The 20,594-nt window shown below is 66.6% G+C and carries 20 protein-coding genes; 11 read left to right on the forward strand and 9 right to left on the reverse strand.

Annotated features, from left to right (window positions below):
• Positions 1 to 9 precede the first annotated feature (9 nt).
• From ACQR10_RS22480 to ACQR10_RS22505, 6 genes are all read left to right on the forward strand, one after another.
• Positions 10 to 1,752, forward strand: a complete 1,743-nt coding sequence (locus ACQR10_RS22480) for a fumarate reductase/succinate dehydrogenase flavoprotein subunit (RefSeq protein ID WP_316181613.1) — start codon at positions 10 to 12, stop codon at positions 1,750 to 1,752.
• 21 nt (positions 1,753 to 1,773) lie between these two features.
• The gene (locus ACQR10_RS22485) at positions 1,774 to 2,007 is read left to right on the forward strand and encodes a 4Fe-4S dicluster domain-containing protein (protein WP_006609939.1); all 234 of its coding nucleotides are present in this window, start codon (positions 1,774 to 1,776) and stop codon (positions 2,005 to 2,007) included.
• Between the two features lie 2 nt (positions 2,008 to 2,009).
• On the forward strand, positions 2,010 to 2,987 hold the full coding sequence (locus ACQR10_RS22490) for a HEAT repeat domain-containing protein (protein ID WP_316181615.1): 978 nt from the start codon (positions 2,010 to 2,012) through the stop codon (positions 2,985 to 2,987).
• A gap of 354 nt (positions 2,988 to 3,341) precedes the next feature.
• Entirely contained in the window at positions 3,342 to 4,802 is a 1,461-nt protein-coding gene (locus tag ACQR10_RS22495) for an aldehyde dehydrogenase family protein (RefSeq protein WP_316217781.1), read from the forward strand.
• 125 nt (positions 4,803 to 4,927) lie between these two features.
• On the forward strand, positions 4,928 to 5,332 hold the full coding sequence (locus tag ACQR10_RS22500; protein ID WP_315713518.1) for a carboxymuconolactone decarboxylase family protein: 405 nt from the start codon (positions 4,928 to 4,930) through the stop codon (positions 5,330 to 5,332).
• Positions 5,329 to 6,222 (forward strand): NAD(P)-dependent oxidoreductase, encoded by an 894-nt coding sequence (locus tag ACQR10_RS22505; protein ID WP_316217780.1) that lies wholly within the window; start codon positions 5,329 to 5,331, stop codon positions 6,220 to 6,222. The genes ACQR10_RS22500 and ACQR10_RS22505 overlap by 4 nt, the downstream gene beginning before the upstream one ends.
• On the opposite strand, the gene ACQR10_RS22510 is transcribed toward ACQR10_RS22505, so the two are convergent.
• The 9 genes from ACQR10_RS22510 to ACQR10_RS22550 form a co-directional block, all read right to left on the reverse strand.
• The gene (locus ACQR10_RS22510) at positions 6,223 to 6,510 is read right to left on the reverse strand and encodes a YciI family protein (protein WP_316236907.1); all 288 of its coding nucleotides are present in this window, start codon (positions 6,508 to 6,510) and stop codon (positions 6,223 to 6,225) included.
• A 66-nt stretch (positions 6,511 to 6,576) separates the two neighbouring features.
• The gene (locus ACQR10_RS22515) at positions 6,577 to 7,551 is read right to left on the reverse strand and encodes a sugar ABC transporter substrate-binding protein (RefSeq protein WP_316217778.1); all 975 of its coding nucleotides are present in this window, start codon (positions 7,549 to 7,551) and stop codon (positions 6,577 to 6,579) included.
• A 39-nt stretch (positions 7,552 to 7,590) separates the two neighbouring features.
• Positions 7,591 to 8,568 (reverse strand): ABC transporter permease, encoded by a 978-nt coding sequence (locus tag ACQR10_RS22520; protein WP_316217777.1) that lies wholly within the window; start codon positions 8,566 to 8,568, stop codon positions 7,591 to 7,593.
• Positions 8,565 to 9,515, reverse strand: coding sequence for an ABC transporter permease (locus tag ACQR10_RS22525; protein ID WP_316217776.1), 951 nt, complete (start codon positions 9,513 to 9,515; stop codon positions 8,565 to 8,567). Before ACQR10_RS22525 ends, ACQR10_RS22520 begins: the two co-directional genes overlap by 4 nt.
• A complete protein-coding gene (locus tag ACQR10_RS22530; protein WP_316217775.1) occupies positions 9,508 to 11,031 on the reverse strand; it encodes a sugar ABC transporter ATP-binding protein in 1,524 nt (507 codons plus the stop codon). Before ACQR10_RS22530 ends, ACQR10_RS22525 begins: the two co-directional genes overlap by 8 nt.
• On the reverse strand, positions 11,028 to 12,422 hold the full coding sequence (locus ACQR10_RS22535; RefSeq protein WP_316217774.1) for an FAD-linked oxidase C-terminal domain-containing protein: 1,395 nt from the start codon (positions 12,420 to 12,422) through the stop codon (positions 11,028 to 11,030). The genes ACQR10_RS22530 and ACQR10_RS22535 overlap by 4 nt, the downstream gene beginning before the upstream one ends.
• Positions 12,423 to 12,486: 64 nt before the next feature.
• Positions 12,487 to 13,371, reverse strand: a complete 885-nt coding sequence (locus ACQR10_RS22540; RefSeq protein ID WP_316217773.1) for an intradiol ring-cleavage dioxygenase — start codon at positions 13,369 to 13,371, stop codon at positions 12,487 to 12,489.
• Between the two features lie 13 nt (positions 13,372 to 13,384).
• Complete coding sequence (locus ACQR10_RS22545; RefSeq protein ID WP_316217772.1) at positions 13,385 to 14,284, reverse strand: NAD(P)-dependent oxidoreductase; 900 nt, start codon at positions 14,282 to 14,284, stop codon at positions 13,385 to 13,387.
• A gap of 89 nt (positions 14,285 to 14,373) precedes the next feature.
• The gene (locus tag ACQR10_RS22550; protein WP_315802050.1) at positions 14,374 to 14,700 is read right to left on the reverse strand and encodes a Dabb family protein; all 327 of its coding nucleotides are present in this window, start codon (positions 14,698 to 14,700) and stop codon (positions 14,374 to 14,376) included.
• 117 nt (positions 14,701 to 14,817) lie between these two features.
• Between ACQR10_RS22550 and ACQR10_RS22555 the strand changes: the two genes are divergently transcribed.
• From ACQR10_RS22555 to pstB, 5 genes are all read left to right on the forward strand, one after another.
• Entirely contained in the window at positions 14,818 to 15,747 is a 930-nt protein-coding gene (locus ACQR10_RS22555) for a LysR family transcriptional regulator (RefSeq protein ID WP_316217771.1), read from the forward strand.
• A gap of 1,033 nt (positions 15,748 to 16,780) precedes the next feature.
• On the forward strand, positions 16,781 to 17,791 hold the full coding sequence (pstS, locus tag ACQR10_RS22560) for a phosphate ABC transporter substrate-binding protein PstS (protein ID WP_315802052.1): 1,011 nt from the start codon (positions 16,781 to 16,783) through the stop codon (positions 17,789 to 17,791).
• A 97-nt stretch (positions 17,792 to 17,888) separates the two neighbouring features.
• Positions 17,889 to 18,887 carry a phosphate ABC transporter permease subunit PstC gene (gene pstC, locus ACQR10_RS22565; protein WP_315802053.1) on the forward strand — a complete coding sequence of 333 codons (999 nt, stop codon included), beginning with the start codon at positions 17,889 to 17,891 and terminating at the stop codon, positions 18,885 to 18,887.
• Positions 18,888 to 18,890: 3 nt separating this feature from the next.
• Positions 18,891 to 19,772 carry a phosphate ABC transporter permease PstA gene (gene pstA / locus ACQR10_RS22570; RefSeq protein ID WP_315802054.1) on the forward strand — a complete coding sequence of 294 codons (882 nt, stop codon included), beginning with the start codon at positions 18,891 to 18,893 and terminating at the stop codon, positions 19,770 to 19,772.
• Positions 19,769 to 20,593: a phosphate ABC transporter ATP-binding protein PstB gene (pstB, locus tag ACQR10_RS22575; protein ID WP_315802055.1), complete on the forward strand. Its 825-nt coding sequence runs from the start codon at positions 19,769 to 19,771 to the stop codon at positions 20,591 to 20,593. The genes pstA and pstB overlap by 4 nt, the downstream gene beginning before the upstream one ends.
• The last annotated feature ends 1 nt before the right edge of the window (position 20,594 follow it).

Consider the following 20,594-nt stretch of genomic DNA (forward strand, 5'->3'; position numbering starts at 1 on the left):
GAGCTTAGAATGGCAATGGATGAGATCGTCGACGGCCTCTCGGAGGTGTCCTGCGACGTGCTGGTGATCGGCGGCGGCACCGCCGGCCCGATGGCCGCCCTGAAGGCCAAGATGAAGAATCCGAAGGCCAACGTCGTTCTGCTCGAGAAGGCGAACGTCAAGCGCTCCGGCGCGATCTCGATGGGCATGGACGGGCTGAACAACGCGGTCATCCCCGGCTACGCGACGCCGGAGCAGTACACCAAGGAAATCACGATCGCCAATGACGGCATCGTGGACCAGAAGGCGGTGTATAAATACGCCCAGAGCTGCTACGGGATCATCGAGGAGCTCGACAGCTTCGGCATCCGCTTTCTCAAGAACGAGAACGGCGACTATGCCGTCAAGAAGGTGCACCACATCGGCACCTACGTCCTGCCGATGCCGAACGGCGAGACCGTCAAGAAGGCGCTGTATCGTCAGCTGCGGCGGGCGCGCATCCTGATCTCCAACCGCTACATGGCGACGCGGCTCTTGAAGTCGAGCGATGGCCGCATCGCCGGCGCCGTCAGCGTCAACACCCGCACGGCCGAGATGCTGGTGATCAAGGCCAAGGCGGTGATCCTGTGCATGGGCGCTGCCGGCCGGCTCGGCCTGCCGACGTCGGGCTACATGTTTGGTACCTATGAGAACGCCGCCAATTCCGGCGACGGCTATGCGATGGCCTATCACGCGGGTGCCGCGCTCGCCAATCTCGAATGCTTCCAGATCAATCCGCTGATCAAGGATTATAACGGCCCGGCCTGCGCCTATGTCGCCGGGCCCTTCGGCGCCTACACCGCCAACAACGAGGACCGCCGCTTCATCGAGTGCGACTATTGGTCGGGCCAGATGATGCTGGAGTTCTACAACGAGCTGCTGTCGGGCAAGGGGCCCGTGTTCCTGCAGCTCAAGCACCTGCACGACAAGACCATCGAGGAGATCGAGCACACCCTGCACAAGGTCGAGCGACCCACGCGCGGGCTGTTCCAGGAGGGCCGCGGCGTCGACTACCGCAAGGAATCGATCGAGATGCACATCTCCGAGATCGGCTTCTGCTCAGGCCACAGCGCGTCGGGCGTGTTCGTCGACGACAATGCCCGCACGACCGTGCCCGGGCTCTATGCGGCCGGTGACATGGCCAGCGTTCCGCACAACTACATGCTGGGCGCATTCACCAACGGGTCGTTCGCCGGGCTCGACGCGATGGAGTTCGCCGACAACCATGATTTCGGCGAAATCGATGCCGCCGAGGTCGCGCTGGAGCGCGAGCGCGTGCTGGCGCCGACCAAGCGCGAGGACGGCATTCCGCCGAACCAGATCGAGTATAAGACGCGGAGGCTCGTCAACGACTATCTGCAGCCGCCGAAGGTGACGCGGAAGTACGAGCTCGGCATGCGCCGGCTCGCCGAGGTCCGCGAGGACATGCAGGAGCGCATGATCGCGCGCAACGCGCACGAGCTGCTGCGTGCGCTGGAGGTGCAGTCGATCATGGATTGCGCTGATATGGCGGCCCATGCCTCGCTGTTCCGCGAGGAGAGCCGCTGGGGGCTCTATCACTGGCGCACCGATTTTCCGGACAAGGACAACGAGAACTGGTTCTGCCACACGCTGCTGAGCAAGCAGGACGGCCGCATGACCAGCGAGAAGCGGGCGGTGCAACCCTATGTCGTGCCGATCGCGGACGACGAGAAGGACCTCTACGACAAGCAGCGCATCCGCGCCAGCGCCTGACGATCAGACGGAGAACGAGACATGCCTCTTGCCACCTATCAGACGTCGGTTCCGGTCGTCGTCGACGACGCCAAATGCATCGCCGACAAGGGCTGCACGGTCTGCGTCGACGTCTGCCCGCTCGACGTGCTCAGGATCAGCGACATGACCGGCAAGGCCTTCATGGCCTATGATGAATGCTGGTACTGCATGCCCTGCGAAGCGGATTGCCCGACCGGCGCCGTCACCGTCAACATTCCCTATCTGTTGAGGTGATCATGTCGAGCCCGTTCGAAGCCTATGACGATCTCGACGACGCCGACGAGCGGCTCGGCGCCGCCGATCCGGCGGAGCGGCGGGTCGCGATCATCGCATTGGGACATTCCGGCGATCCCGCCGCGGTCGCGCATCTGGCGAAGATGGTCGCCGATCCCGACGCCGGCGTGCGCCAGCAGGTCGCCATGGCGCTCGGTGAGTTCGACGGGCCGGAGGCGGCGGAGGCGCTGGTCCAGCTGCTCGTCGATCCCGAGCGGATCGTCGCCTCGGCGGCCGCCGACAGTCTCGCCGAGTTCAAGGATCCCGCTTCGGCCGACGCCATCCTGCCGCTGGTGAAGCATGCGCATGCCTTCGTCCGCATGGGCGCGCTGCGCGCGCTGAAGGAGCTGCGGCGCAAGGACACGCTCAAGCCGGCGCTGGAGGCGCTGCAGGATCCGGATGCCGCCGTCCGCGTGCAGGCGATCGGCGTCATCGGCTTCCTCAAGCTCGAGGAGTCGATTCCGGCGCTGACGGCGCTGATCGGAGATCCCGATGCGCATGTCCGCCGCGCGGCGGTCAGTGCGCTCGCCTTCTCGCACATGAAGATCGCCGCGGAGACCATCACCCGCGCACTCAGGGATTCCGACTGGATGGTGCGGGAGATGGCGGCCGAGACGCTCGGGCTCAATGTCAATGGTGCCGTCGCCGCCGATCCGTTGATCGCCTGCCTGGCGGATGAGTTCTGGCAGGTGCGCCTGAAGGCGATCCGCAGCCTCGGACGCATGAAGGTGCTGCATGCGGTGCGGCCGATCGGCCAATGCATCACCCATGAGCAGGCCAATCTGCGCAAGGAGGCGGCGGCTGCGCTGGGCGAGATCGCCGCGCCCGACGGCGAGCCGTACCTCGCGCTGGTCGCCGACGACCTCGATCCAGACGTGCGCAAGAACGCGAGATGGGCGCTGCACCAGATCGCGGCGAGCAAGGCGAGAACCGGCGCGTAGTCGCACGCCGGCCACGAGCGTTCCCGACCGCCTGGCGAACCAGGCGGCAAGCCAGATGACGGGCCTTGCGACGATGATGTCGCGGCCGATCGCGCGCGAGCCCGCGGGGTCGCGCGCCGCACGTTCGCGTGCACCCCACGTCCGGTTCTGGACGGCTCCCGGATTGTCTGACAGAAACGTCGGACGCATCCATCGGGCATCATCACCGCTGCAGCGCAAACGAGGAGCGGCCGGCCGATCCGGCCATGGTCACACGCCTCCGTTGCCTCGGCTGTCGAACGGCCGCGTGGTGATGCGCCGTGCCGGGGTCTGACATGACCGCGGACGAGCTGCAAAGGAAGTCGGAGAGCTGCCATGAACGCCAATGTCAAACTGCCTGCCGCCAAGGGCGTCTTCATCGACAACAAGTGGCAGCCCGCGCAGTCGGGCCGCACCATCGCGATGCTGGCGCCGGCGACCGGCCAGGTGATCGCCTCGATCGCGGCAGGTGATGCGGCCGACATCGATCTTGCGGTGGCGGCGGCGCGCCGTGCGCTCGAAGGGCCGTGGGGCCGGCTCGCCGCAGTGGAGCGCGGGCGCCTGCTGTCGAAGCTCGGCCGCCTCGTCGAGGATCATGCCGAGGAGCTCGCGAAGCTCGAAGCGGCCGATACCGGCAAGCCGATGAAGCAGGCCAGGGCTGACGTCGTCGCCGTCGCGCGCTATTTCGAATATTACGGCGGCGCCGCCGACAAGGTGCATGGCGACACCATTCCTTTCCTGGACGGCTTCTTCGTCACGACCGTCTACGAGCCGCTCGGCGTCACCGGCCATATCATTCCATGGAATTATCCGGGGCAGATGTTCGGCCGCACCGTCGCGCCGGCATTGGCGATGGGCAACGCGACCGTGATCAAACCGGCCGAGGAGGCCTGCCTGGTGCCGCTGCGTCTTGCCGAGCTCGCGGCGGACGCCGGCTTCCCCGCCGGTGCGATCAACGTCGTGCCGGGTCTCGGTGAGGAGGCGGGTGCGGCGCTGTCGGCGCATGACGGCATCGACTTCATCTCCTTCACCGGCAGCCCCGAGGTCGGCACGCTGGTGCAGACCGCGGCTGCGAGGAATCACATCGGCTGCACGCTTGAGCTCGGCGGCAAGTCGCCGCAGATCGTGTTCGCCGACGCCGATCTCGATGCCGCATTGACTTCGGTGGCCGCGGCGATCGTGCAGAACGCCGGCCAGACCTGCTCGGCCGGCTCGCGCGTGCTGGTGGAGCGCTCGATCTGGGACCGCTTCCTCGCCGACCTCACCTTGCGCTTCGAGAAGATCACGGCCGGTACGCCGGAGATGGACCTCGATCTCGGCCCGGTCATCAGCGCGGTCCAGAAGACGCGGATCGAAAACATGCTGGCGCGCGCCGAAAGCGGCGGGGCCAGGCGCGTGGCGACAGGCAGGATCGCCGAAGGCGTGCCCGGCGAGGGCTTCTACGTCGCACCGGCACTGTATCAGCACGTCGCGCGCGACTCCGAGCTGGCGCGCGAGGAGGTGTTCGGTCCGGTGCTGGCGGCGATGCCGTTCGACGACGAGGCCGACGCCGTCAGGCTCGCCAACGCCACCGATTTCGGCCTGGTCGCCGGCGTCTGGTCGCGCGACGGCTCGCGCGCGATGCGCGTCGCGCGCAAGGTCAAGGTCGGCCAGATGTTCGTCAACGGCTACGGCGCCGGCGGCGGCATCGAGCTGCCGTTCGGCGGCATGAAGAAGTCGGGCCACGGCCGCGAGAAGGGCTTCGAGGCGCTGTACGAGCTCGCCGCGATGAAGACCCTGATCGTCAAGCACGGCTAGATCAGTGGAGCCGGGGCTCCGGTCAATTCCGCCGCACGGACGCGACGACGCATGCCGTGCGGCGTTGTTGTCAGTCCGCGCGGCGAAGCGCTAATGACGTCAGGTGTTAAAAGGGAGACGAGCGGATGAGCGACGAAAAGGAATTGTTCGAGAAGGGCCTGAAGGTGCGCCGCGAGGTGCTCGGCGCGGCCTATGTCGATGGCAGCCTCGCCAAGGCCGACGACTTCATGATGGCGTTCCAGCACATCACCACCGAAATGTGCTGGGGCTATGCCTGGACCCGGCCCGGGCTCGATCGCCGCACCCGCAGCATCATCAATCTCGCAATGCTGACCGCGCTCAGCAAGCCGAGCGAATTGAAGCTGCACGTCAAGGGCGCGCTCACCAACGGCGTCACGGTCGACGAGATCAAGGAGATCCTGCTGCACGCAACCGTGTATTGCGGCATTCCCGCGGGCCTCGAGGCGTTCAAGGCGGCCCATGAGGTGCTGGTCGCGGAGGGCGCCATCGCCAAGAAGGACGGCGCATGAGCGCCCCGCAAAGGGTCCTGTTCGTCGGTATCGGCAACATGGGCTGGCCGATGGCCGCGCGCCTGCTCGGCGCCGGCTTTGCGGTTGCCGTCAATGATGCCGTGCCCGGGCGCGCCGAAGATTTCGTGCGCCAGGTCGGCGGCACCTTGGCCGCGGATCTCGCTGTGGCCGCGGGGCAGGCGGATGTCGTCATCACGATGCTGCCGACCAGCAAACATGTCGCGGACGCGGTCGCGGCTTTGCGCGCGGGCCTGAAGCAGGATCACATCCTGATCGACATGAGCTCCGGCGCGCCGGCGGCCACGCATGCGATTGCGGCCGATCTCGCTCCACTCGGCGTGACCATGCTGGATGCGCCCGTCAGCGGCGGCGTGCCGCGCGCGGTGACCGGCGAGCTCGCGATCATGGCCGGCGGCGATGCCGCCGCGCTCGATCGCGTCGAGCCGCTGCTGCGCGCCATGGGCACGACGATCCACCGTATCGGCGGCCTCGGCTCGGGCCAGGCGATGAAGGCGCTCAACAACCTCGTCTCCGCCGGCGGCTTCTTGATCGGCATCGAGGCGCTGCTGATCGGCCAGCAATTCGGCATCGATCCCGGCCTGATGACCGACGTGCTCAACGCCTCGACCGGCATGAACAACTCGACGCAGAAGAAGTTCAGGCAGTTCGTGCTGTCGCGCCAGTTCAACAGCGGCTTCGGGCTCGACCTGATGGTGAAGGACCTGTCGATCGCGCTCGAGGTCGCGCGCGCCGCCGGCGTGGCCGCGCCGTTCTCCAATCTCTGCCGCGAGCTGAGCGCCAGCGCGCAGGGGATGCTCGGACCGGGCCAGGACCACACGGCGCTGGCGAAGCTGAGCGAGGCGCTGGCCGGCGTCGAGCTGAAGGGCTGACTACCCCTGGCGCCGCAGGAAGCCGGTGATCGTCACCTTCTCCCAGATCCCGGCCGCGGCGAACGGGTCGGCGCGATTGAAGGCTTCGACCTCGGCGCGGCCGGCAGCCTCGACCAGGAACAGGCTTCCGATCATTTTCGATCCGTCGTCGGAAACGAGCGGACCGGACATCACGATGGTGACCGGAAGGCGGGCACTGTCGCCGAGATAGGCCTTGTGCGCGTCGTAGTTGGCAAGCCGGACCGGCAGCGCGTCGCGCTTGTCGAGGGCATGAATCGCAAACAGCATGAATTCTCTCCGCAAGTCGAAGCAGGACGGCGGCGTGCCGTCCTGCTTCCGGACTGATGGCTGATCCTATTTCGCGCCGAGCTTGCCGGCATCCTCGAAGCTCGGGCAGGTCCGCTGTTCCAGCGCCACGTCGAACGGCTGATAATTGTCCTTGGTGATGACAGTCGGCTTCAGCACGATCTCGTTGATCACCGGCTGGCCGCGCAATGCGCGGACGGCCATCATGGTGCCGAGGCAGCCCTGGGCGAAGCCGTTGTAGTCGCCGCTGGCGAGCAGCTTGCCGGACTTGATCGCGTCGATCGCCTCCTTGGTGCCGTTGATGCCGATCACCTGCGCCTTGCGGTTGGCGCCGTCCAGCGCCTCGATCGCGCCGACCGCCATCGCGTCGTTGGCGGCGAGCACGCCGTCAATCTGCGGGTTGGACTGCATCAGGTTCTCCATCACCTGCAGCGCCTGCAAGCGCTGATAGTTGCCGGGCTGCGACGCCAGCAGCTTCGCGCCGGGGTTCTCCTTGAGCGCGTCGTTGAAGCCGCGGACGCGGTCGACATTGGTCAACGAGCCCTTGACGCCCTCGATGATGACGATGTTGCCCTTGCCGCCGAGCGTCTTGAGCAGGAACCGGCCGGTCTCGAGGCCGAGGCTGTAGTCGTCGGCGCCGACGAAGGCGACGAACTTGCCGCCGGCGGAGCGGTCGGTGATATTGACGACGGGGATCTTGGCGTCGTTGATCTTCTCGACGCCGGGCACCATCGCCTTGTAGTCGACCGGCGTGAACACGATCGCGCTCGGCTTCTTCACCACGACGTCCTCGATCTGGCTGAGCTGCTCGGGGATCGAGTCCGGCTTGGTCGGGATGTAGTGCAGGACCTTGGCGTTGAGCATCTTCGCCATGTTGTCGGCGCCGACCCGCACCGTCTGGAAGAACGGATTGGTCTGGTTCTTGGTGAAGACGGCGATGGTCTCGCCGTCGGCGCGGGCCTGCGTCGCGCCCGCGGCGATCAGCAGTGACAGAGCCAAACAGCGCGTGATCCGATGTTGCATGTCGTTTCCTTCCCTCGTTTTTTTGGTCGTCTTAGAGATTCATTGCGCCGGGCGCCTTGTCTTCATGTCGAGCCAGACGGCGATGATCACGATGATGCCGGTGACGAGCGGCTGCCAGTTGGCGCTGATCGCGAGCAGGTTCATGCCGTTCAGCACCAGCGTCAGGATCAGGGCGCCGATGAAGGTGCCGAACACGGTGCCGACGCCGCCGAACAGCGACGTGCCGCCGATCAGCACCGCGGCGATCGCCGGCAAGGTGAGGCTCTCGCCGATGTCGGCCTCGGCCGAGTTGAGCCGCGACAGGAAGATGATGGAGGCGAGCCCGGCCATGGTGCCGGACACCGTGTAGACCAGCAGCAGCCGGCGCGCGACCGGAATGCCGGACAGCCGCGCCGCGACCGGATTGGCGCCGATGGCGTAGATCTCCTGGCCCCAGATCGTGCGCTGCGCGAAGAACGATCCGATCGCGAGGAACACCAGCAGCAGATAGACCGGGATCGGCAGCCCGAGCAGATAGCCGCTGCCGATCTGGCGGAAGCCGGCCGGAAAGCCGTGGATGGTCTCGCCCGCCATGTACCAATAGGTGACGCCGTTCAGCACCCACAGCATGCCGTAAGTGGCGATGAAGGAGGGGATGCGCAGCGCCGTGACCATGAAGCCGTTGAGGAAGCCGACGCTGCCGCCCGCGAGCAGCCCGGTCAGGATTCCGAGCACGGGCGAGCCGGTCTGATGGATCACGGTGCCGGCGAGACACGCCGACAGCGCGACATTGGCGCCGACCGACAGATCGAGGCCGGCGGTCAGCACCACCAGGGTGAGTCCGGAGGCGATGAAGAAGGTCAGGCTCGCCTGCCTGAGCACGTTGAGGATGTTGCCGAGGCTGAGGAAGGAGTCGCTCAGCACGGTCAGCGCGGCGCAGATCAACAGCGCGGCGAGCATGCGATAGAACACCTGCGCTGCGTTCTGCGACAGGAGCGAGCGCGGCGGCGGCAGCGTGTCCTTGGCGATGTCGGTCATGATCGGCTCCGCAGGCCGTCGAGGAACATCGCGACGATGACCAGCGCGCCGACGCTGGCGACCTGCACCGAGGAGGGCAGGGACACCAGGTTGAGCCCGTTGCGCAGCACGCCGACGGCGATGACACCGAGCACGGTGCCGAGCAGCCAGCCATTGCCGCGCTCGAACGAGGTGCCGCCGACCGCGACCGCCGCGATGGCGTCGAACTCCATCCCGAGCCCCGCGGTCGGATGTCCCGAATTCATCCGTGCGGTCATCAGCAGTCCGGCGATGCCCGCCATCGTGCCGCCGATCGCATAGACCGCGATCAGGAGCCTTGTCGGCGACAGGCCGGCATAGCGCAGCGCCTCGCGGTTGCCGCCGAGCGCGAAGATGTAGGTGCCGAACCTGGTATGATACAGCAGGCCGTGAAACACGGCGTAGGTGGCAAGCCCCATCACGATCGGCACGGGGATGCCGAGCAGCGTCGCCGCATAGATGTCGCGGACGCCGTGGGGAATGCCGACCACGCTCTGGCCGTCGCTCACGATCAGCGACAGTCCCTGTGCCATGCCGAGCGTGGCGAGCGTCGCCACGAACGGCGGAATCCCGACGATCGCGACCAGCCAGCCATTGACGGTGCCGAACGCGGCGCCGGCCAGCACCGCGGCGCCGAGGCCGAGCAGCACCGACTTGGTCGCGAGCGAGACGATGGCGACGCAGAGCGAGGTCAAGGTCAGCACCGCGCCCATCGACAGGTCGAGCCCTTCGGTCATGATGATCAGGGTCATCGGCAGCGCGAGCATGGTCAGGATCGTCGACTGCACCAGCACGTTGGAGAGGTTTGCGGCCGACAGGAAGCCGGGCGCGATAGCGCCGAACAGCGCGATCAGCAGCACTAGCACGATCGCCACGCCCGGAATGCGCTGCAAGGTTCGGATCGGCGAGACGATGGCGGTGTCAGTCATCATGCATCCCCAGTCGCACGATATTCTCCTCGGTCAGCTCGCCCCGTGACAAATGCCCGGCGATGCGGCCCTCGCGCATCACATAGGCCCGGTCGCAGACGTGGCAGATCTCGATCTGCTCGGACGAGATCATCAGCGCGGCCGCGCCGTCGGCGACCAGCCGGTCAATCAGCGCGAAGATCTCGGACTTGGCGCCGACGTCGATGCCGCGGGTCGGCTCGTCGAAGATGAACAGCCTGGCGCCGGCCGCCAGCCACTTGCCGATCACGACCTTCTGCTGGTTGCCGCCTGAGAGCAGGCCGACCGTCTGCCGCGCCGTGGGCGTTGCGATCCGCAACTGCCGGATCAGCCCGTCGGCCGTGCGCTGAGCGCCGCGGGGATCGTACAGCCCGCTCGGAAACAGCTTCTTCAGCGCCGACACCACGAGGTTGTCGCCGACGGAGCGCAGCAGCGCCAGGCCCTCGCTCTTGCGGCTCTCGGGGATCAGCGCGATGCCGCGGCGCGCGGCGATGTCGGGCTCGCCCGCGATCGGCTTGCCGTCGAAGATGATCTCGCCTTCGCTGACCGGATCGGCGCCGAAGATCGCGCGCGCCACCTCGGTGCGGCCGGAGCCAACGAGACCGCACAGGCCGACGATCTCGCCCCGCCGCACCTCGATGTTGATGTCGGCAATCCCGCTCGGCGCGCTCAGTCCCTTGACCTCCAGCATGAGCTCGCCGGGCGTTTCCACGAAATGGCGCGGATAGCTCATGTCGATATTGCGCCCGACCATCATGCGCACGAGCTGGTCGGGGGTGACGTCGGCGGGCCTGAGATCGTCGATGCGGCGGCCGTCACGCAGCACGGTGATGCGGTCGCCGAGCGCGAACACCTCGGCCATGCGGTGCGAGATGTAGACGATGGCGACGCCGTCGGCCTTCAGCCGCCTGATCAGCGCGAACAGCAGCTCCGCCTCGCGGTCGGACAGCGCCGCGGTGGGCTCGTCCATCACCAGGATCCGCGCATTCTGGCTGATCGCCTTGGCGATCTCGACCATCTGCTGCTGCGCGACGCCGAGCGTGTCGACGATGACGGAGGGATCGATGTCGAAGCCGATCGTGTCGAGCACGCGCTTGGCGTCGGCCAGGATCTTGCGGCGGTCGATGGTGCCGGGGAGCCGGCCTCTGGGTTCGCGGCCGAGATAGATATTCTGCGCGATGTCGAGGAACGGCACCAGCGAGAATTCCTGGAAGATGACGGCGATGCCGAGCTTCTGCGCGTCGGCCGTCGATGATATCTCGACCTTCGCGCCCTTGGAGATGATCTCGCCGGCATCGGCGCTGTAGGCGCCGCACAGCACCTTCATCAGGCTGGATTTGCCGGCGCCGTTCTCGCCGAGCAGCATGTGGACTTCGCCCGGGTAGATCGCGAACGACACGTCGTCCAGCGCCTTGACGCCCGGAAACGACTTGCTGATGCCGCGCAGCTCCAGCAGCGGCGCGGGCGATGGAGCTGCGATGGCGGCCGCCGCGCTCATGACGGTGCTCCGCCGGCGAAGATCTTGCCCGGATTCATCAGGCCGGCGGGATCGAGCGCGGCCTTGATGGCGCGCATCACGGCGACGGCCCCGCCGAGCTCGTCCTCGAGATAGTCGATCTTGCCGAGGCCGATGCCGTGCTCGCCGGTGCAGGTGCCGTCCATCGCGATCGCGCGCGCCACCATGCGCGCCTGCAGCGCCTTGGCGCCGGCGAGCTCGCTGTCATCGCTGGGATCGACCAGGATCAGCATGTGGAAATTGCCGTCGCCGACATGGCCGACGATCGGCGCGAGGAAGCCGCTGGCGTCGGCGTCCCGGCGCGTCTCGGTCAGGCACTCGGCGAGCCGCGAGATCGGCACGCAGACATCGGTGATGACGGCGCGCGCACCGGGCCGCAGGCCCAGGCCGGCGTACAGCGTGTTGTCGCGCGCGTGCCACAGCCGGCTGCGGTCCTCGGCCGCCTTGGCCCAGGCGAAGCCGCGGCCGCCATGCTCGGTCGCGATCGCCTCCGCCGTCTGCGCCTGCTCGGCGACGGCCGCCTCGGAGCCGTGGAATTCGAGGAACAGGGTCGGCGCTTCCCGATAGCCGAGCTTGGAATAGGCGTTGATGCCGCGCATCATGACGTCGTCGACGAGCTCGATGCGGGCGGCGGGGACCGCCGACTGGATCAGGGCGATCGCGGTATCGACCGCGTCGTGCAGGGTCGGGAAGCTGCAGGTCGCGGCCGAGATCGCCTGCGGCACGGGATGCAGCTTCAGCGTGATCTCGGTGATCACGCCGAGCGTCCCCTCCGATCCGACGAACAGCCGGGTCAGGTCGTAGCCGGCGGCGGATTTGCGCGCGCGCTTCGCGGTGCGGATCACCCGGCCGTCGGCCAGCACCACCTCCAATGCGAGGACGTTGTCCTTCATGGTGCCGTAGCGCACCGCCATGGTGCCGGAGGCGCGGGTCGAGCTCATGCCGCCGATCGAGGCGTCGGCGCCGGGATCGATCGGAAAGAACAGGCCGGTCGTGCGCAGCTCCGCATTGAGCTGCTTGCGGGTGATGCCGGGCTGCACCACGACGTCCATGTCGGCCTCATGCACGGCCAGCACCTTGTTCATGCGGGCGAAGTCGAAACAGACGCCACCCGCGGCCGCCGCGGCATTGCCTTCGAGCGAGGTGCCGGCGCCGAACGGCACGATCGGCATGCCGGCCTCGGCGCACAGCCCGACGATGGCGCTGATCTCCTGCGTCGTCTCCGGAAATACGACGATGTCGGGCGGCATCGCGGGATAATACGACTCGCTGCGGCCGTGCTGATCCAGCACGCCGCGCGCGACGCTCGCGCGTGGTCCGATCAGGCACGAAAGCCGCTCGGCCAATGCGCCGGTGCCGACCCGCAACTCCATCGTTCCTCCCGTCCGCTTCCTCGACGACGACAGGACTCTTGACGGTCCTTGTCGTCCGCTCAGCTCAAGCCCGATCGCCGCGCTCCGCAAGCGCTTTCAGGCCGAAGTCGTAGTTGAGATGGAAATATCCCTCCGCCACCATGCGGCCATCTGGCGCACGGCCCGGCGGGCAGCGCGTGAAGTCGCGGATCAGGCTGTCCTTGACGCCGAACACGACGTCGGAATCGAGATACTGGTCGCCGGCGACGAACACATGGGTCACCAGCCGCTCGAAGCCCGGCGCCGAGATCATGAAATGCACATGCGCCGGCCGCCACGGATGCCGTCCCTGCGCCGCCAGCATGTCGCCGACCGGCCCGTCATCGGGGATCGGATAGGCGGCGGGCTTGATCGACCAGAAATGGAAGCGGCCGCCGGCATCGGTGCGAAAGCGCGCGCGCATGGCGAGATCGCCGATCTGCTCGAGCCGCTGCACGTCGTAATAGCCGTCATCGTCGGAGTGCCAGACGTCGACCACGGCGCCAGCGAGCGGCCGGCCGTCGGTACGCGACACCGAGCCGGTGACGAGCAGCGGATCGCCCTTCATCGGCCCCGCGATGTCGTCGCCATTGGCGCGCTCCGGCGCGGCCTGGACGAAGAACGGGCCGAGCACGGTGGTCTCGGTGGCGCCTTCAGGCACGGGATGATTGATGGCGTCGACCAGCATGGAGACGCCGAGCGTGTCAGACAGCAGGATGAATTCCTGGCGCTTGTCGTCGCACATCTGGCCGGTGCGGGTGAGGAAGTCGATGCCGAACTCCCATTCCTGCTGGGTCGGACGGACCTCGCGCACGAAAGCATGGAGATGGCGCACCAGCGCCTCGCTGATCTGCTTGATGCGCGCATCGCTCGCGCCCGCCAGGTGGTCGAGCACGGCATCCGTGATCGTGGTCTCGTTGAAGTTGCGCACGAGGCGGCTCCTTTCAGACGGGCTCGCCGAGCCCGGACAGCCGTTCGACATGACGGACAGTGGCAAGGAAATCGGTCGTGGCCTCGCCCTGCGCGATCAGCGCGGCATAGGTCTCGCGGACCTGCGCCGCGAGCTGCAGCGGCACGCCGACGGCGTGACCGGCGCCGAGAATGAGATCGAGATCCTTGGCCATCTGCGCGCAGGAGAACGTCGCGGCAAAGTCGCGCGCCAGCAGCGGCGCGGTCTTGTACTTCACCATCGGCGAGGCGACCGCGCTGTCGTGCAGCACCTGCAGGATGTCCGGCCAGGCGATGCCGCCCTTGCGCGCCAGCGCCAGGCTCTCGGCCATCATCGCCGCGGTCGTCGCGATCATCAGGTTGACGGCGAGCTTGGCATAGCGCGCCTCTTCGGCCGCGCCGAGATAAGTCTGCGCGCGCGTGAAAGCCTGCAGCAGCGGCGTGATCCGCGCGAAGGCCGCTTTCGGCCCGGACACGAAGCAGGTCAGCTCGCCGGTGTGGGCGATGCTGGCATTGCCGGAGATCGGCGTGCGCAGATAAGCGACATCGCGCGCGCCGGCGGCCGCGGCGACTGCGCTCGAGGCGTCGACGCCGACGGTGCTGGTCTCGATCAGGATCGCGCCCGGTGCCATGGCCGCGATCACTCCGCCGTCGCCGAGCATCGCCGCGCGCAGCGCGGTGTCGTCGGGCAGGGACGCGATGACCACCGCATGGTCACGCGCCGCCGCCGTCGCGGACGTTGCAGCGACGATGCCGAGCGCGCGCGCCTCGCAGAGCCGCTCGGCGTTGGGATCGAACGCCGTGACGTCATAGCCGGCCTTGGCGAGCCGCGCCGCGATCGGCAGGCCGATCTTGCCGATGCCGATGAAGGCGAGGCGTTGGTCAGGAAGGGGCATCGATGCCGTCCGTCATTGGCTTGATCTGCCATGTGGTCTGGAGCCGGGCAGGGGGCGGCCGGGCAGGCCGTCGAAGATGAACGCCCCGGTCATGCGCCGGTCGCCGCAGCGATGGGATAGTCGACCTGGAAGCGGCCGATCCTGATGTCGCCGAGCTCCTCGCGCACGCGCAGGTGCTCGGGGTGCGAGGCATAGGCGTGCAGCGCGGCACTGCTGGCGAATTCGGAGAACAGGACGACGTCGCAGGCGTAGTCGACGTCGCTGACATCGAGACCAACCTCGATGTGGGTGAGGCCGTCGATCCGGCCCTTGAGGCCCTCGAACAGGGTCTTGACCTTGAGCCGGGCTGCGGCGCGCTCGGCGGCCGTCTCGGCGCGTAGCCGCCACATCACGATGTGCCTGATCGGCCCCGTCATTCGTGCGTCCTCACCTGTGCCTTGTTCTTGTCGGGCGATTTTGCCTTGCAGGAAATGGAAATAAAGCCCAAAAATTGTAACTCTGTTTTCCGCTCAGCGTAACAATTCGGCGCAACAATGGACCGTCTGCTCCAGCTCGAAGTGTTTTCCAGGACGGCGGAGCTGGGCAGCCTGTCCAAGGCCGCCGAGTCCTTGCGGATGTCCAACGCAGCGGCGAGCCGGCATCTCAGCGCGCTGGAGGAGCGGCTCGCGGTGCGCCTGATCGAGCGCAACACCCGCCGTCTCTGGCTGACCGAAGCCGGGCAGGAGCTGCTGCAGCGCTGTGGCACGCTGCTCAACGAGCTGGCCGAGGCCGAGGACGCCGTCAGCGACCGCGCGCTGTCGCCGCAGGGCATGCTGCGCGTCACCAGCTCGCTGTCGTTCGCGACGATCTATCTCGCGCCGATGCTGCCGGCGTTCCGCGCGATGTATCCGAAGCTGAACCTGCAGATCATCGCCGCCAACCGCTATCCGGATTTCATCGAGGCGGGCATCGACGTCGCGATCCGCACCCGCGAGCATGAGCCGGACTCGGGCATCGTCGTCCGCCGCATCGGGCAGATGCGGCGTGTGCTGGCGGCGGCGCCGTCCTATCTCGCCAGCCGCGGCCGCCCCGTCGTTCCCGCCGATCTCGTGCGCCACGACATGCTGATCTACAACCTTGCCAACGATCCCTATTCCCTGTCCCTGCGCAACGGAACGACGGCCCAGAGCATCCGGATCGCGCCGACGCTCGACAGCAATGACGGCCAGGTGATCAGGGGCGCGGCGCTGGCCGGGCTCGGCATCCTGATTCAGCCGCTCTACATCGTGCAGGGCGACATTCTGGCCGGCCGGCTGGTGCCGGTCCTGCTCGACTGGGAGCTGCCGCTCCTGACGATGAACATTGCCTACCAGAACCGCGTCAGGCTGCCGGCCAAGATCAGGGTGTTCGCCGATTTCCTCGTCGACCACATCCGGACCCATTCCGACCCTGGGATCTGGATCGAGCCGCCGAAGCCGGATTGAGCCGATGCCCCGCGTGCCGGGGGGGGGAAGGGTGTGTTCCGAAAAAAATAAATAGCTTGCTATTTTTCTGAAATCATGTTCTCTTGCGTGCAACCCGCCTCGAGCAGAGGGACGTACGCGTCGTCACGATACGTTGAGGTGGGCTGCGATGGACGTGACGGCTGCGCCAGACGAGCGCGGTTGGCACGGACGGCGAAGTCGTGTGGTCCTGGCCTCTCGACGCTGAGGTCAAGTCTGCGGTGGTTGCCTGACGGCACGCGCGGGCGATGGGGGCAAGAAAGCCGATCCCCAGGGAGAGCACGAAGGACACCGTAAAGCCATCGCGCGGGGAAGGCCGGGTCTGTCCGGCTGTACCTGTGGTACCTGCCGCCTGCATTCTTTTGAGCAGGCGGGCCACGGGCCTCAGCCGAGGTCCGGCCTTCCTCGCGCCCTCTCGTTTCAGGGCGATATGATCGATGCATCACCTCGGGCACGGTGTGCCGTGGGGCGCGATGACGCGTGTCATGAGGCGGCGGAGCGGCCAACCAACCTTTCCGCTGTCGTCCCGGACAAGCGCGCAAAGCGCGCGCAGATCCGGGATCCATAACCCCAGGGAGGAGTTCGAGGCACGATGATGGACCGGCCGCCAAGCCACAACCGCTGCGGAGTGGGTCCCGGGTCGGCGGCCGTCACCGCTTCCCGTCGCCGACCTTGCCTGGAACGACACCGATGATTTGGCGGCCCCTTGTGGCAACTTCCACGTCGGGCGCAGCGGCCGCATGGGGTCGATGAGGTTGCGCGCGGCATCTCCGGGTCCTCCAATCTCGTTGAGCAGTGCTCGCAAACGGCGAGGGGCGGAGGCCCGCATGAAACCCCGCCCGCGCTCCGTAAAAACTCGGGTCAAATTCTAAATATCAAGAATTATCAACGGCTTGTGACTGTCATCCGACTGTCATCGAACCTTTATAAAAGCCACACTGAGGCCCCGTAAAGCGGCCGGGGAAGCGCAATCGGGCGCAGATGGCGCTTCGCTTCCCGAGCATGGAGACCAGCTATGAATTTCGTCAAAGCTATCGTCGCTGCCGGCTTGGTCGCCGCATCGACGTCGGCGTTCGCCGCCGACATCACCGGTGCGGGCGCGACGTTCCCGTTCCCGATCTATTCCAAGTGGGCCGACGCCTACAAGAAGGAGACCGGCAACGGTCTGAACTACCAGTCGATCGGCTCCGGCGGCGGCATCAAGCAGATCCAGGCCAAGACCGTGACCTTTGGCGCCACCGACGCGCCGCTCAAGGCCGAGCAGCTCGAGAAGGACGGCCTGGTGCAGTGGCCGATGGTGATGGGCGGCATCGTGCCGGTCGTCAACCTCGAGGGCGTGAAACCGGGCGAGATGGTGCTGGACGGCGAGACGCTCGCCAACATCTATCTCGGCAAGATCACCAAGTGGGATGACGCCGCGATCAAGAAGCTCAACCCCAGCGTCAAGCTGCCGTCCGACGCGATCGCTGTCGTCCGCCGCTCCGACGGTTCGGGCACGACCTTCAACTTCACCTATTATCTCTCCGAGGCGAGCGCCGACTGGAAGAGCAAGATCGGCTTCAACACCGCGGTCGAGTGGCCGGTCGGCGTCGGCGCCAAGGGCAACGAAGGCGTGTCCGGCAACATCGGCCAGACCAAGAACTCGATCGGCTATGTCGAGTACGCCTATGCCAAGCAGAACAAGCTGACCTACACGGCCATGGTGAACAAGGCCGGCAAGACCGTGCAGCCGACCGTCGAGGCCTTCCAGGCCGCCGCCGCGAATGCCGATTGGACCAAGGCCCCCGGCTACTACGTGATCCTCGCCAACCAGCCCGGCGACAAGTCCTGGCCGATGACGGCCGCGACCTTCATCCTGATGCACAAGGAGCCGACCGACAAGGCCGCGTCCGCCGAGGCGATCAAGTTCTTCAAGTGGTCGTTCGAGAAGGGTGGCAAGATGGCCGAGGAGCTCGACTACATCCCGATGCCCGACAGCGTCGTGAAGCTGATCGAGAAGACCTGGTCTGCCGACATCAAGAGCTGAGCTGGACGTATCGAAAATTCCCCTCTCCCGGCCGCCGGGGGAGGGGTGCTACCGGGGTTGAGGCGTGTCCAAGGAACAGGGGGCGGAATTGGCAGAGATGGCGGTTCAGACCGAAGTCGGCGACATCGCGGCTGCTGCCGGGCCCTACGACCGGGCGCGCGCGCTCAGTGCCTTCAAGCTTGGCGACGTCACCTTTTACTGGATCACCCGGCTCGCCGCGATCTCGGTCCTGTTGATCCTCGGCGGCATCATCATCTCTCTCATCATCGGCGCCTGGCCGGCGATGAAGGCCTACGGCTTCGAATTCCTGTGGACGCGGCGCTGGGCGCCGTCGGCCGATCCGCCGGTGCTCGGGGCGCTCGGCCCGATCTACGGCACCCTGGTCACGTCCTTCATCGCGATGCTGATCGCGATTCCGGTGGGTCTCGGCATTGCGATCTTCCTCACCGAGCTGTGCCCGCAATGGCTGCGCCGTCCGATCGGCATTGCGATCGAGCTGCTCGCCGGCATTCCCTCGATCATCTACGGCATGTGGGGCTTCTTCGTTCTGGGCCCGTTCCTGGCCTACACGTTCCAGCCGTTCATGATCAATCTCTGCTCCGGCATCCCGGTGCTGCAGGACATCTTCGCCGGTCCGCCGTCCTATCTCAGTCTGTTCAACGCCTCGCTGATCCTGGCGATCATGGTGCTGCCCTTCATCACCTCGATCTCGGTCGACGTGTTCAAGACCGTCCCGCCGGTGCTGAAGGAAGCGGCCTACGGGGTCGGCTGCACCACCTGGGAGGTCGTGCGCAGCGTCGTCATTCCCTACACCCGTGTCGGCGTCATCGGCGGCGTCATGCTGGCGCTGGGTCGTGCGCTCGGCGAAACGATGGCGGTGACCTTCATCATCGGCAACTCGTTCCGGATCTCATCGTCGATCTTCGCGCCGGGCACCACGATCTCGGCCGCCATTGCCTCTGAGTTCCAGGAGAGCGACGGCCTGCACCAGTCGAGCCTGATCCTACTCGGCCTGCTGCTCTTCGTGCTCACCTTCTTCGTGCTGGCGAGCGCGCGCCTGATGCTCATGCGGCTCCAAGCAAAGGCGGGAAAATAAGCCATGTCCAGCGCAGATTCGCTCACCGCCGATACGCCGGTCAATCCGATCTATGCGCGCCGACGCCGCAGGGACATCGTGATCCGCGGCCTCTGCGTCGCCGCCGCGCTGTTCGGCGTCACCTGGCTGGCGCTGATCCTGTTCACGCTGTTCTATAACGGCCTCGCCGGCCTCAGCCTGCAAGTGTTTTCCGCCGACACCCCGCCGCCGGGCTCGAGCGAAGGCGGACTGCGCAATGCCATCGTCGGCTCTCTGATCATGACGGTCATCGGCGTCGGCATCGGCGCGCCGCTCGGCCTGTTCGCCGGCACCTATCTGGCCGAGTACGGCCGCAACGACCGCCTGACCTCGGTGATCCGCTTCATCAACGACATCCTGCTGTCGGCGCCCTCGATCATCATCGGCCTGTTCATCTACGGCGCGGTGGTGGTGCCGATGGGCGGCTTCTCGGCGCTTGCGGGCTCGCTGGCGCTGGCGGTCATCGTCATCCCCGTGGTGCTGCGCACCACCGAGGACATGCTGCTGCTGGTGCCCAACCCGCTGCGCGAGGCGGCCTCGGCGCTCGGCCTGCCGCGATCGCTGGTGATCCGGCGCATCGCCTATCGCGCGGCGCGCTCGGGCCTGATCACCGGCGTGCTGCTGGCCACCGCCCGCGTCGCCGGCGAGACCGCGCCCTTGCTGTTCACTGCGCTGTCGAACCAGTTCTGGAGCCTCAACCTCTCCAAGACGATGGCCAACCTGCCCGTCACCATCAACAACTTCGTCCAGAGCCCCTATGCCTATTGGAAGCAGCTGGCCTGGAGCGGAGCCCTTCTGATCACTCTGGCCGTGCTCGCCCTGAATGTCAGTGCACGCATTCTCGGCGCCGAGAGGAACGCAAAATGACCGACCTGTCCGTATCCGTCAGCCAGCCCAATCCCGCCGCGCTGAACGGCAAGGTTTTGCCGGAAGCCCCAGCCAAGGTGACCGCGCGCAACCTGAACTTCTATTACGGCGATCACCACGCGCTGAAGAACATCAACCTGTCGCTGGGGACCAACCGCGTCACCGCGTTCATCGGCCCGTCCGGCTGCGGCAAGTCGACCCTGCTGCGCATCTTCAACCGGATGTACGATCTCTACCCGGGCCAGCGCGCCGTGGGCCAGCTCATGCTGGACAACACCAACATCCTCGATCCCAAGCTCGACCTCAACCTGCTGCGGGCCCGGGTCGGCATGGTGTTCCAGAAGCCGACGCCGTTCCCGATGACGATCTACGAGAACATCGCCTTCGGCATCCGGCTGTATGAGAAGATCTCCAAGTCGGAGATGGACGACCGGGTCGAGAAGGCACTGCGCGGCGGCGCGTTGTGGAACGAGGTCAAGGACAAGCTCAACGCTTCGGGCCTGTCGCTGTCAGGCGGCCAGCAGCAGCGGCTGTGCATCGCGCGCACCGTGGCGGTCCGGCCGGAGGTGATCCTGTTCGACGAGCCGTGCTCGGCGCTCGATCCGATCTCGACCGCCAAGGTCGAGGAGCTGATCCAGGAGCTCGCCGAAAACTATACGATCGCCATCGTGACGCATAACATGCAGCAGGCGGCGCGCGTCTCCGACAAGACCGCCTTCATGTATCTCGGCGAGCTGATCGAGTTCGACGACACCAGCAAGATCTTCACCTCGCCGAGCGATCGGCGGACCCAGGATTACATCACCGGCCGGTTCGGCTGAC

The sequence above is a fragment of the Bradyrhizobium sp. HKCCYLRH2060 genome (assembly GCF_051168135.1).
Lineage (GTDB): Bacteria > Pseudomonadota > Alphaproteobacteria > Rhizobiales > Xanthobacteraceae > Bradyrhizobium.